The organism is Pseudomonas sp. FW305-70 (genome assembly GCF_058783925.1).
Window position 1 is genome coordinate 1 of the sequence record NZ_JBYSYZ010000024.1, and the last position, 12988, is coordinate 12988.

At 59.1% G+C, this 12988-nt stretch carries 13 protein-coding genes; 11 read left to right on the top strand and 2 right to left on the bottom strand.

Annotation, left to right across the window (positions count from 1 at the left end; genetic code table 11):
• Nucleotides 1–191: 191 nt before the first annotated feature.
• Nucleotides 192–1412 carry a CaiB/BaiF CoA transferase family protein gene (locus tag AC3WN7_RS17965; RefSeq protein WP_095967827.1) on the bottom strand — a complete coding sequence of 407 codons (1221 nt, stop codon included), beginning with the start codon at nt 1410–1412 and terminating at the stop codon, nt 192–194.
• A gap of 13 nt (nt 1413–1425) precedes the next feature.
• Nucleotides 1426–2607: an acyl-CoA dehydrogenase gene (locus AC3WN7_RS17970; RefSeq protein WP_007969743.1), complete on the bottom strand. Its 1182-nt coding sequence runs from the start codon at nt 2605–2607 to the stop codon at nt 1426–1428.
• A 157-nt stretch (nt 2608–2764) separates the two neighbouring features.
• Between AC3WN7_RS17970 and AC3WN7_RS17975 the strand changes: the two genes are divergently transcribed.
• The 11 genes from AC3WN7_RS17975 to AC3WN7_RS18025 all read left to right on the top strand — a co-directional run bounded on the left by AC3WN7_RS17975 (nt 2765) and on the right by AC3WN7_RS18025 (nt 12928).
• A complete protein-coding gene (locus tag AC3WN7_RS17975; RefSeq protein ID WP_095967828.1) occupies nt 2765–3664 on the top strand; it encodes a LysR family transcriptional regulator in 900 nt (299 codons plus the stop codon).
• A gap of 435 nt (nt 3665–4099) precedes the next feature.
• The gene (locus tag AC3WN7_RS17980; protein ID WP_007969746.1) at nt 4100–5221 is read left to right on the top strand and encodes a Re/Si-specific NAD(P)(+) transhydrogenase subunit alpha; all 1122 of its coding nucleotides are present in this window, start codon (nt 4100–4102) and stop codon (nt 5219–5221) included.
• 11 nt (nt 5222–5232) lie between these two features.
• A complete protein-coding gene (locus AC3WN7_RS17985; protein ID WP_095967829.1) occupies nt 5233–5589 on the top strand; it encodes an NAD(P) transhydrogenase subunit alpha part 2 in 357 nt (118 codons plus the stop codon).
• Complete coding sequence (locus tag AC3WN7_RS17990; RefSeq protein WP_007969748.1) at nt 5586–7019, top strand: NAD(P)(+) transhydrogenase (Re/Si-specific) subunit beta; 1434 nt, start codon at nt 5586–5588, stop codon at nt 7017–7019. The genes AC3WN7_RS17985 and AC3WN7_RS17990 overlap by 4 nt, the downstream gene beginning before the upstream one ends.
• Before the next feature lie 213 nt (nt 7020–7232).
• The gene (scpC, locus tag AC3WN7_RS17995) at nt 7233–8726 is read left to right on the top strand and encodes a succinyl-CoA:acetate CoA-transferase ScpC (RefSeq protein WP_095967831.1); all 1494 of its coding nucleotides are present in this window, start codon (nt 7233–7235) and stop codon (nt 8724–8726) included.
• A 320-nt stretch (nt 8727–9046) separates the two neighbouring features.
• Nucleotides 9047–9262: a DUF1127 domain-containing protein gene (locus AC3WN7_RS18000; RefSeq protein WP_007969750.1), complete on the top strand. Its 216-nt coding sequence runs from the start codon at nt 9047–9049 to the stop codon at nt 9260–9262.
• Nucleotides 9263–9520: 258 nt separating this feature from the next.
• Entirely contained in the window at nt 9521–9730 is a 210-nt protein-coding gene (locus AC3WN7_RS18005) for a DUF1127 domain-containing protein (protein ID WP_102674503.1), read from the top strand.
• Between the two features lie 145 nt (nt 9731–9875).
• The gene (locus AC3WN7_RS18010; RefSeq protein WP_095967832.1) at nt 9876–10196 is read left to right on the top strand and encodes a DUF2388 domain-containing protein; all 321 of its coding nucleotides are present in this window, start codon (nt 9876–9878) and stop codon (nt 10194–10196) included.
• 107 nt (nt 10197–10303) lie between these two features.
• A complete protein-coding gene (locus AC3WN7_RS18015; protein ID WP_015092935.1) occupies nt 10304–10621 on the top strand; it encodes a DUF2388 domain-containing protein in 318 nt (105 codons plus the stop codon).
• Nucleotides 10622–10649: 28 nt separating this feature from the next.
• Nucleotides 10650–10970, top strand: coding sequence for a DUF2388 domain-containing protein (locus AC3WN7_RS18020; RefSeq protein ID WP_008045884.1), 321 nt, complete (start codon nt 10650–10652; stop codon nt 10968–10970).
• Nucleotides 10967–12928: a DUF7844 domain-containing protein gene (locus tag AC3WN7_RS18025; RefSeq protein ID WP_102674500.1), complete on the top strand. Its 1962-nt coding sequence runs from the start codon at nt 10967–10969 to the stop codon at nt 12926–12928. The genes AC3WN7_RS18020 and AC3WN7_RS18025 overlap by 4 nt, the downstream gene beginning before the upstream one ends.
• Nucleotides 12929–12988 lie beyond the last annotated feature (60 nt).

A 12988-nucleotide genomic window follows, 5' to 3' on the forward strand; every position in this document is an offset into this window, starting at 1 on the left:
GCGTAACTCTTTGTTTATCAAGGAGTTTTCCGTTTCGACTGCGCCGGAAGTGGGGCGAATTATAGACATCTGAAATCAGCCGTCAAGCACTGACTTTGCTTTTCTATCAATAACTTGCAGAAAGCGCCAAAACGCCGGGTTTGCAGCCTATATAGAGAAGCAAAAGCGCTTCCCTATATAGAGGAGAGCAATCAAAGCACGCCAGACGCCTTGAGCGCAGACACCGAGCCTGCATCCAGCCCCAAGACCCGATGCAATACCTCCAGCGTATGCTCACCCAGCAAAGGTGGCGCAAACCGGTACTCCACCGGGGTTTCGGACAGACGAATAGGGCTCGCCACCTGAGGCACCATTCCCGCCAGCGCATGCGGCAGCTCGATGGCCAAGCCGCGCGCCTTGACCTGAGGATCGGCAAACATCTGCGCCAGGTCATTGATAGGCCCGCATGGCACGCCCGCCTGCTCCAGCTGCGCCACCCATTCAGCGGTGGTCTTGAACACCGTTGCCTGGCGGATCAGCGGAATCAACAGCGCACGGTTCGCTACCCGCAGCTTGTTGGTGGCAAAACGCGGATCGTCCGCCCACTGCGGCTGCCCGGCCACTTCCGCGAACTTGCGGAACTGCCCGTCGTTCCCAACGGTAAGGATGAAATCGCCGTCCGCCGTAGGAAAATCCTGATAGGGCACAATGTTCGGATGAGCATTACCCAAGCGTTTAGGCGCATTGCCTGTCGTCAGGTAGTTCATGGCCTGGTTGGCCAGACAGGCCACCTGCACGTCCAGCAGCGCCATGTCGATATGCTGACCACCGCCGTCGTGATCCCGATGCGCAAGCGCAGCCAGGATCGCGACAGTCGAGTACAGCCCGGTCAGGATATCCGTCAGCGCCACGCCAACCTTCACCGGCCCCGCACCTTCTTCGCCTTCAGGTCGCCCCGTGAGGCTCATGAGACCGCCCAACCCCTGGATCATGAAGTCATAACCCGCACGCTTGGCGTAAGGACCGGTCTGGCCAAACCCGGTGATCGAGCAATAGATCAGGTCCGGATTGATCGCCTTCATCGATTCATAGTCCAGGCCATAGGCCGCCAGACCACCAACCTTGAAGTTTTCGATCAGGATGTCCGACTTCGCCGCCAGCTCACGCACCAGCTTCTGCCCTTCGGGGCGAGTGAAGTCGATGGTGACCGATTGCTTGTTGCGGTTGGCCGACAGGTAATAGGCAGCCTCGCTGGTGTTTTCCCCATAAGCGTCTTTAAGGAACGGTGGCCCCCAGGCGCGCGTGTCATCACCGTTACCGGGGCGCTCGACCTTGATCACTTCAGCGCCGAGGTCGGCCAGGATCTGCCCGGCCCAAGGCCCGGCCAGCACCCGCGATAAATCCAGTACCCGTAGATGCGATAGCGCGCCCATGGACGTCCTCCTGTTAATAGAACGCCTGGATGCCGGTTTGCGCACGACCGAGGATCAGTGCATGGACGTCGTGCGTACCTTCATAGGTATTCACCACTTCCAGGTTCACCAGGTGGCGAGCAACGCCGAACTCATCGGAGATGCCATTGCCGCCCAACATATCGCGAGCCATGCGCGCGATGTCCAGGGACTTGCCGCAAGAGTTGCGCTTCATCATCGAAGTGATTTCGACCGCCGCAGTGCCTTCATCCTTCATACGACCCAGACGCAGGCAGCCTTGCAGCGCCATGGTGATTTCGGTCTGCATGTCGGCCAGTTTCTTCTGGATCAACTGAGTGGCTGCCAATGGACGGCCGAACTGTTGGCGATCCAGGGTGTACTGGCGAGCGGTGTGCCAGCAGAACTCGGCCGCACCCAGTGCGCCCCAGGAGATACCGTAACGTGCCGAGTTGAGGCAGGTGAAAGGACCTTTCAGGCCACGGACATCCGGGAAGATGTTCTCTTCCGGCACGAACACGTTGTCCATCACGATTTCACCGGTGATCGATGCCCGCAGGCCAACCTTGCCGTGAATCGCCGGAGCGCTCAGGCCTTTCCAGCCTTTCTCCAGAACGAAGCCGCGGATGTCGCCGGCATCATCCTTGCCCCAGACCACGAACACGTCGGCAATCGGGCTGTTGGTGATCCACATCTTGCTGCCGGTGAGGCTGTAGCCGCCTTCCACTTTGCGCGCACGAGTGATCATCGCGCCCGGGTCGGAACCGTGGTTAGGCTCGGTCAGACCGAAGCAGCCGATCCACTCGCCCGAGGCCAGTTTCGGCAGGTACTTCTGCTTCTGCGCTTCGGTACCGAACTCATTGATCGGCACCATCACCAGCGAGGACTGAACGCTCATCATCGAGCGATAACCGGAGTCGATACGCTCGACTTCACGGGCGATCAGGCCATAGCTGACGTAGTTCAGGCCACTGCCACCGTACTGCTCGGGGATGGTTGCGCCCAACAGACCCACTTCGCCCATTTCGCGGAAGATCGCCGGATCGGTCTTCTCATGGCGGAAAGCTTCAAGAATGCGCGGCGCCAGGCTCTGCTGAGCGAACTGCGCAGCCGTGTCGCGAATCATGCGTTCTTCTTCAGTGAGCTGTTGATCCAGCAGCAGGGGATCGATCCAGTTGAAGCTAGCTTTACCACCCATGAGTGTGTCCTCTCGAATCGGGTCAAATAACGTGGAGTGATCCTAGGCCTGGATCGGCGCTACGGCAAACGAGGATTTCGCATACTGTTGTGCTAATTTCTCACTCCGAAACGTCGCAAAAGAGCTTTTATGCGATGCATTAGTGAGGTTGGCGTACATGCGCAGGAAGATACCCAGCACCACCGCCCTGATCAGCTTCGAGGCCGCGGCGCGCCATGAAAGCTTCACCAAGGCCGCCCAGGAGCTTTCGCTGACCCAGGGGGCGATCTGCCGACAGATCGCCAGCCTTGAGGAGTTCCTAAGCGTAGAACTGTTCCGACGTTCGCGGCGCGGAGTGAAGTTGACGGAGGCCGGGCTTTCCTACAGCCGCCGGATCGCCACTCAACTTGATGCAGTTGAGCGCGACACCTTGTCCGTGATGGGCCAGCAGGGCACCAACGTAATCGAATTGGCCGTGGTGCCGACCTTCGGCACCCAATGGCTGCTGCCACGACTCAAGGATTTCCAGCACAAGCACCCGGAAGTGACGGTCAACCTGACCAACCGCACACGCCCGTTCCTGTTCGCCGACACTGATTTCGATGCCGCGATCTACTTCGGCGACGCGGATTGGTCGGGTACAGAATCCCACAGGCTGATGGGTGAAAATCCGATGCCCGTTTGCAGCCCCAACCTGCTCGGAAACAACAACAGCCTTACGCCCGACGAAATCGCCGATTTGCCCCTGCTGCAACAAACCACCCGTCCTTATGCCTGGCGCCAGTGGTTCGATTCCCAACACCTGAATGTCCCGCGAGACATGACAGGCCCCCGCTACGAGCTATTCTCCATGCTCGCCCAGGCGGCCATGCATGACATGGGCATTGCCCTGATTCCGCCGTTCCTGATTCAAAGGGAGTTGAAAGAAAAACGTCTGGTGATCGCCAACCCGCAAGCACTGTCCAGCATCAAGGCTTATTACCTGATGATTCCTGAGCGAAAGGTCGAATCCGCGTCTTTAAGGGCATTTCGTGACTGGCTGGTAAACCAGGCGCACAGCTACAGCCTAGAGGAGTAAAGGCTCTCCAACGTTACTTGACCCCGTAGTCAGCAAAAACAAAGCCCTACAGATATACGTATTTGTCGCATGACAGCAAACTGTATCGAAAAGTCGTACAAACGTCCCACAAGCGCCAGATCACGCGGCTTTGGGCCACTATTTCGAGGCGATGCCGCATCATTCATACGGCCGATGTATAAATTCTTCAATTTCGGCCAGAATCCTTGTAAAGCACGGTTTGCAAGGGATCGAGCCGGTTGGTTGCGACATTCGGTCACGGGGTGACTTGTAGTTAATTTTCCGTCACCCGTCATAATCCCTTGAAGGGCACAAAGTTCGCCTGCAAAATGCCGCGCCCCGCCCTGATTTGGCGGGATCGTGCTGATCGGCCGCCCCAGCCGCACCATCCGTAGTGCATGGGTTTACTCAATAAGATCACGCAGGAGATTTGACGTGCACATTGGTGTTCCTCTCGAAACCCAGACCGGTGAAACACGGGTTGCTGCAACCCCGGAAACCATCAAGAAGCTGATCAGCCAGGGTCATAAGGTCACTGTACAAAGCGGCGCCGGCGTTAATGCCAGCGTTGTCGACAGTGCCTATGAAGCGGCAGGCGCAACCATTGGCAGCGCCAATGATGCGTTTGGAGCAGAGCTGATTTTGAAGGTGGTCGCCCCCAGCGACAGCGAGCTGGCGCTGATCAAAAGCGGCACCGTTGTGGTGGGTATGCTCAATCCGTTCAACAACGAAACCATCGCCAAAATGGCCGAGTGCGGCATTACCGCCTTCGCCCTGGAGGCTGCGCCACGCACCTCCCGCGCCCAAAGCCTGGATGTGCTGTCGTCGCAAGCCAACATTGCCGGTTACAAGGCTGTCTTGCTGGCCGCTCACCATTACCCACGTTTCATGCCGATGCTGATGACGGCTGCGGGCACCGTAAAAGCGGCGCGCGTGCTGATCCTTGGTGCCGGTGTGGCCGGATTGCAGGCCATTGCTACGGCAAAACGCCTGGGTGCGGTGATCGAAGCCTCTGACGTGCGTCCTGCGGTGAAAGAGCAGATCGAATCCCTCGGCGCGAAGTTCGTCGACGTGCCTTACGAGACCGACGAGGAGCGTGAATGCGCCGTTGGTGTCGGTGGTTACGCCCGGCCGATGCCGGCCAGCTGGATGCAGCGCCAGGCCGCGGCCGTGCACGAGCGCGCCAAGCAGGCTGACATCGTCATCACCACAGCACTGATTCCCGGTCGCAAGGCACCGACGCTGCTCAGCGCAGAAACCGTGGCACAGATGAAACCGGGTTCGGTGGTCATCGACCTCGCGGCAGCCCAGGGCGGTAACTGCCCGCTGACCGTGGCCGATCAGGTGGTCGTCGAAAATGGCGTGACCATCGTTGGCCCGACCAACCTGGCGGGCGCAGTGGCGGCCGATGCGTCGGCGCTGTACGCACGCAACCTGCTGGACTTCATGAAACTGTTGTTCGATAAAGAAGGACAACTGGTGATCAACCTTGAAGACGATATCGTCGCCGCGTGCCTGATGTGCCGCGACGGCCAGATCGTGCGCAAGAACGGCTGAGGATAAAAACAATGGAAGACATGCTGATCTCTCACGGTATCTACAACCTGATCATCTTCGTGCTGGCCATCTACGTCGGCTACCACGTGGTCTGGAACGTTACACCTGCACTGCACACGCCACTGATGGCTGTCACCAATGCCATCTCTGCCATCGTGATCGTCGGCGCCATGCTCGCCGCCGCCCTCACTGTCACCCCGCTGGGCAAGACCATGGGTACCCTGGCCGTGGCCCTGGCTGCGGTCAACGTCTTTGGTGGCTTCCTGGTGACCCGGCGCATGCTGGAAATGTTCAAGAAGAAAGCGGCCCCGGCAAAAACTCCGGCCGCCAAGGCCGAAGCAGTCAAGGCTGAGGTGCAGCAAGCATGAGCATGAACCTGGTTACTTCCCTGTATTTGATCGCCTCGGTTTGCTTCATCCAGGCGCTCAAGGGCCTTTCGCATCCCACCACGTCGCGTCGCGGCAACCTGTTCGGCATGCTCGGCATGGGCTTGGCTATCCTCACCACGGTCGGCCTGATCTACAAGCTCGGTGCCGAACTGGCCCATGACGGTATCGTCTACGTGATCGTCGGCCTGCTGATCGGCGGCACTGCCGGTTCGATCATGGCCAAACGCGTTGAAATGACCAAGATGCCCGAACTGGTCGCCTTCATGCACAGCATGATCGGCCTGGCCGCGGTGTTCATTGCCATCGCGGCGGTCGTCGAGCCGCAGTCGCTGGGTATCGTTGCGCAGCTGGGTGACGCGATCCCGGCAGGTAACCGCCTGGAGCTGTTCCTCGGTGCCGCCATTGGTGCGATCACCTTCTCCGGTTCGGTCATCGCCTTCGGCAAGCTGTCGGGCAAGTACAAGTTCCGCCTGTTCCAGGGCGCACCGGTACAGTTCACCGGTCAACACAAGCTGAACCTGCTGCTGGGCGTGGCTACCCTGGGCCTGGGCATCACCTTCATGTTGACCGGCGACCTCAGCGCCTTCGCCTTGATGCTGGCCCTGGCCTTCATCATGGGTGTGCTGATCATCATCCCGATCGGTGGCGCGGACATGCCAGTGGTCGTGTCGATGCTCAACAGCTACTCCGGCTGGGCAGCGGCAGGTATCGGCTTCTCGCTGAACAACTCGATGCTGATCATCGCGGGTTCGCTGGTAGGTTCATCCGGTGCGATCCTCTCGTACATCATGTGCAAAGCGATGAACCGCTCCTTCTTTAATGTACTGCTCGGCGGTTTCGGCAATACAGCCGACGCAGGTCCGGCAGGCGCCAAGGAAGCCCGTCCGGTGAAATCCGGCTCGGCTGACGACGCGACTTTCCTGCTGACCAACGCCGACACCGTGATCATCGTTCCGGGCTATGGCCTGGCGGTAGCACGGGCGCAGCATGCGCTGAAGGAACTGACCGAGAAGCTGACCCATCGCGGCGTGACCGTGAAGTACGCGATCCACCCGGTTGCCGGTCGTATGCCGGGCCACATGAACGTGTTGCTGGCGGAGGCCGAAGTACCTTACGACCAGGTGTTCGAGATGGAAGACATCAACTCCGAGTTCGGCCAGGCCGACGTGGTGCTGGTGTTGGGCGCCAACGACGTGGTCAACCCGGCCGCGAAGAACGATCCGAAATCGCCGATTGCCGGCATGCCGATCCTCGAAGCGTTCAAGGCCAAGACAATCATTGTCAACAAGCGCTCGATGGCCAGCGGCTATGCCGGCCTGGACAACGAACTGTTCTACCTGGACAAAACCATGATGGTGTTCGGTGACGCCAAAAAGGTCATCGAAGACATGGTAAAAGCCGTCGACTAATCCTCTGCGGTACACAGAACGCCCCGACTCGTCGGGGCGTTTTTGTTTGCGCAAATCGTCGGACAAACCACTCTTTTGTTACCGATCCGGTAACGGTGTTTTGCTTGAAAGGCGCGGAATAGACGCCTCGATTGCGACCTTGGTAGCGGGACAGAAGTCGACGCAATTCACTAGACTGCACGTCCTGCTACCTGTTGCCCGAGATAACAATCCATGTACCGTGACCGTATTCGCCTGCCTTCGTTGTTGGACAAAGTGATGAGCGCTGCCGACGCTGCCGCCCTGATTGAGGATGGCATGACCGTCGGCATGAGTGGCTTTACTCGCGCCGGAGAAGCCAAAGCCGTTCCTCAGGCGTTGGCCGAGCGCGCCAAGGTCACGCCACTGAAGATCAGCCTCATGACTGGCGCAAGCCTGGGCAACGACCTCGACAAGCAGTTGACCGAAGCCGGTGTGCTCTCGCGGCGCATGCCGTTTCAGGTCGACAGCACCCTGCGCAAGGCGATCAACGCCGGTGAAGTCATGTTCATCGACCAGCACCTGTCGGAAACCGTGGAGCAATTGCGCAACCAGCAATTGAAACTGCCGGACATTGCCGTGATTGAAGCCGTTGCGATCACCGAGCAAGGGCATATCGTGCCAACCACTTCGGTAGGCAACTCGGCCAGCTTCGCGATTTTCGCCAAGCACGTGATCGTCGAGATCAACATGGCACACAACCCGAACCTCGAAGGCCTGCACGACATCTATATCCCGACCTATCGCCCGACCCGCACTCCGATTCCATTGGTCAGAGTCGACGACCGCATTGGCAGCACCGCCATCCCGATTCCGGCGGAAAAAATCGTCGCCATCGTGGTCACCAACCAGGCTGACTCACCCTCCACGGTGCTGGCACCCGACGCCGAGACCCAGGCCATTGCCGACCACCTGATCGACTTCTTCAAACAGGAAGTGGCTGCCGGACGCATGACCAACAAGCTCGGTCCACTACAGGCCGGTATCGGCACCATCGCCAACTCGGTGATGTGTGGCCTGATCGACTCGCCGTTCGAAGACCTGACGATGTATTCCGAGGTGCTGCAGGACTCGACTTTCGACCTGATCGACGCCGGTAAGCTGAGCTTTGCTTCGGGCAGCTCGATCACCCTGTCGAGCCGGCGCAACGCCGATGTGTTCGGCAACCTGGAGCGTTACAAGGACAAGCTGGTCCTGCGCCCGCAGGAAATCTCCAACCACCCGGAAGTCGTGCGCCGCCTCGGCATCATCGGCATCAACACGGCGCTGGAGTTCGACATCTACGGCAACGTCAACTCCACTCACGTCTGCGGCACCCGGATGATGAACGGCATCGGTGGCTCGGGCGACTTCGCGCGCAACGCGCACCTGTCCGTGTTCGTGACCAAGTCGATCGCCAAGGGCGGTGCGATCTCCAGCGTGGTGCCGATGGTCAGCCATGTCGACCACACCGAACATGATGTCGACATCCTCGTGACCGAAGTGGGCCTGGCAGACTTGCGAGGCCTGGCGCCCCGGGAGCGTGCCCGGGTCATCATCGACAAGTGCGTGCACCCGGATTACCGCCAGGCGCTGAATGATTACTTCACCGCTGCGTGCGCCATCGGCGGACATACCCCGCACATCCTGCGTGATGCACTCAGTTGGCACATAAACCTGGAAGAAACCGGGCACATGCTGAAGAAGTAATTGCTACAGATAGCAGCTGGTGCAAACACAGTTTCGCCAGCTTGCGCTTGCCACCCTCGCAATATGAAAAAAACTGTACTGCTGTACTGGTCATTTCCTACGGAAAATTCCTACTTCCTCGAGCAAAAACTGCAGTTTTGCACTCAAACAGTGCAGACAGGTACAGTTGCCTCAATTTCGACCAGTACACCCCCTATAAACAGTTAACTGAGCTCTCACAATACAGATGAACTGTATCTACAGAGACTAGGCAAACAAGAGGATCATGGGCACCAGTTAAACCACTACCTAATCCCGCCACAAGCGGAAGGATGACCACCATGGAACGTACACTCAGTTCCGATCTGTTCTTCGAAGACACTGCTGCAAAAACCCAGGCTTCCCTGCCTCTGCGCGTTATCGCCAACCTGATGTTGTGGCAGCGCCGCATTACCAGCCGCCATCAACTGGCTCGCCTGGATTCGCGTCTGCTGGCTGACGCCGGGATTAGCGAAGCACAACGCTACGAAGAGCTGAGCAAGCCGTTCTGGCGCTAAGTTAGCGTCGCTGGCTCTGACCTTAAGGTCCACCGCCAGCAACCCGAATTGAAAAAACAAAACCCGTCGTGGGCAACCACGACGGGTTTTGTCGTTTTGGCCTGGCAAACCCGGTCTTACAGAAGAGAAACCTGATAACCAGTACAGTTTGAAAAAAACATAAACTGCATGAGTACAATATTGCCGCCGTGTGTCTGTAGTGGATACTCGGCAGGTGTCAGCATGGAGCTTTCCACTTATCAGGACAGGGACCGTGCCATGAAGAACCTGCAGGATTTTTCCATTCCCTCGGCTCAATCGAGAACTTGCCAGCACTGGCTTCGAGGGCTGCTGAAGGGACTCTGCGCTGGCCTGGAAAGGGCGAGAACACGACGTTTGCTGGCTCAACTCGATGATCGCCAGCTAGCGGATCTGGGTATCAGCCACGCCGACCGCAGCCATGAATTGGATAAACCCTTCTGGCGCTGACTTACCGCGCACAGGGTCAGGACTGTTCGAACCGACACAGACAGGCCTAATATCACTTCAGAACGTGGCGAACGCCGAGTGCCTGGCGTCTGACTTTGCAGACACTGCGCCATATTTCAAATGGTCTACCAAAAGGAGTTACCCCATGTCCCGTCTTCGCCTGCTTAGCGCCGCGGCCCTGTTTGCCGTGGCTGCCAGTGCCCAAGCCACCAGCTTCATCGTGACCACGGATGCTGTGGTCAATGCGCTCAAGGCCACTTCCGATGCGACCACCAACATCGTCTCGTCGTCGTTCAAGGATGACAAGATCGTCCTCGCCGCCCGTGACGACGCCGCCAGCTTCGTCGCCAGCGAAGGCTCCATCCGCGGCGTGAAGCTGGAAAGCGCCCTCGACCACATTCGCCATAAGGCGCCGCAACTGAGCGCAACAGACGCACAACTGGCTCAGGCGATCCTGACCATCTAAACGGCGGTACAGACATGGGGCACGCCCGGCGTGTCCCAATGTTTCGGCACTGGCTCTAGACCGGCCCTTGCGCTAGCCTTGGGACTCACTTTCAACTGTCGAGTCTCATGCGTTTTCTTTCCATTCCCTTGATCGCTCCAGTTTTTCTTACTCTGGGTTACTGCGCATCAGCCCACGCTTATGACGCCTTCAACCTGTCCACCCAGGGCACCGTCGCCAGTGGTTACGCCACAAGCCTCGTGACCTCCGCCCCCTTCGACCATAAACTACTGCTCGCCGCCCACGATGACGCCGCGGCATTCATTGCCAGTGACGGTCTGATGAGAGGCGCACGATTGGAGTCGGCCCTTCGGTATCTGCGCCAGACCCAGGCAAAACTTCATGCCAGCGACCTTGAACTGGCGCAAGCAATTCTCGTCCAATAGTTATCCCCGTTTTTCTGGAGTTCGATCCATGCGTAACCCGCTGATTGCTGCCATCCTCGGCCTGCTGCTGTTGGCCGATGTGGCCCAGGCACATACTCTGGTTGCCACCAGTAACATCCTGATCCGTGCGACCCAGCGCACCCTCGATTTCACCTCCGACACCACCACGTCCATTCGCGATTCGAAAATCGTGCGCGAAGCCCAGGACGACGCCGCCAGTTTCGTCGCCAGCAACGGCGACATTCGTGGCGCTCACCTGGAGTCCGCTTTCAACTTGCTGCGTACCCGCGTGCCGGAAGCGCGCGACGCCAGCGATCAAGATCTCGCCGAAGCCATCCTCGCACTGTGAGGTGTCCACGTGCCTGGCTGCTGACCGGGGCCCTGTTGCTGCTTGGCAACACGGCCCACGCAGGCCTTCAGTTGCAACTCAAGACCGAAGGTCTGACGCCCGCGCAACAGCAAGCCAGCCAGGCGTTGCTTGATGAAGCCATGCAGGCGCTGCCGCCACGTTTCATCGAGCAACTGGACCGGCGTATCGTCGTCGGCTGGACCGATGACATGCCGCGCAATGCCTACGGCCAGGCATCGCTGGTGTCCGAGCTCGATCTGAACCGCAATCTGTTGGCCGGTCTCACCGATGGCAGCGCCGCGAGCAAAAAAACCCATCGCCCCCATGGCACCGTGCGTCGGGAAATGCTGGCCACTGTGTTGCACGAGCTGACTCACATCTACGACCGTTCGCGCCTGTGGCCGGATGACGAGCGCAAGTTGATTCAGCGCTGCACCCGGCGCAACAACAGCTCAGGGCTGGTCGGCATACCCGACCAATGTCGGGGCCAGTCCGATCGGCGCTTTACCCTCAGCGACGATCCGCGCCTGCTCGACCTGGCCGGCTGGCAGCAATACGTAGGCCGTCGGGGTGAACGCGAACAGCACAATCGCCAGATTGCCCGCAGTCCGGATATCTACGAGACCAGCAGCCCCAAGGAATTCGTCGCGATCAACATGGAGTATTTCCTCCTTGACCCGAGCTACGCCTGCCGCCGTCCCGCACTGTATCGCTACTACAAAGAGCATTTCGGCTGGGCGCCCGCCGCCAGTGACACCTGCAGCAAAACCGTCGCGTTCCTCAATGCCGGCAACGATTTCGCCAAGACACCGCTGGGGCAGGTCGATCCGGAGCGGGTCTATGCCGTTGACTATCTGCTGGCCGAGGCTAACCAGAACCTGTTCAGCCGCTGGGGCCACAGCATGCTGCGTCTGGTGATCTGCGCGCCGGGCCGCCCCCGTGGTCCGGATTGCCGACTGGACCTGGACCAGCACCTGGTGCTGTCGTATCGCGCCTTCGTCGGCGACGTACAGTTGTCGAGCTGGGATGGCCTGGTCGGTAAATACCCGTCGCGGCTGTTTATCCTGCCGCTGTCCCAGGTCATCGACGAATATACCAAGACCGAACTGCGCAGCCTGGCCTCCGTGCCCCTGAACCTGTCGCGCACAGAGGTTGAAGACGTGGTGGAGCGTGCCGCCGAGATGCACTGGAGCTACGACGGCAACTACTTCTTCCTGTCGAACAACTGTGCGGTGGAAGAACTGAAATTGCTGCGCGGCGGCACCAACAATCCGAAATTGGTAGGGCTCGACAACATCATGCCCAACGGTTTGCTGGAAGTGCTCAAAGGTCGAGGGTTGGCGGACACCAGTGTGCTGGACGATCCGCGGGAAGCCTTGCGCCTGGGTTATCGTTTCGATTCCTTCCGCGAACGCTATCAGGCGATGTTCGAAATCCTGAAAAAGCACTTGCCGATCAAACAGGAAACCGTCGAAGAGTGGCTGGACTTGAAAGCCGCGGATCGTCGGCAATGGTTCGACCAGGCGGACCTGCGCACCAGCGCGGCGTTGCTCCTGCTGGAACAGGCCAGTTTCCGTCAGCAGATGCTGCTGGCTCAGGATGAAGTGAAGCAGCGCTATCTGGGCGCCCGAGAACTGCAGAATGGCGGCATGGACAAGGCCAACCAGACGCTCAAGGACATTCTCGCCAACAGTGGCTTCCTCAGCCGTCCGGCGGAACTACTGGGCACCAACGGATATGGCTTGCCACAGCCGAGCGAGTGGGAGCACCTGGAATCGGAAAGCAGCCAGCGCCAGAAGCAGCTTCTGGCGCTGTCCGGGGACCTGGACAAGGAAGTGAGAGCGTTGCTCGAACCGGGTCGTGCCGCCGAAATGGCCGCCAACGAAGCCAACGTGAAGCAGATTGGCGAGCATTTGCGCAAACTGCACAAGGCAGCAGGCGGCATAGAGTTGCCTTGATACCGCGACCTGTGGGAGCGAGCTTGCTCGCGATGAGGGCTGCACATCCAGCATTGATGT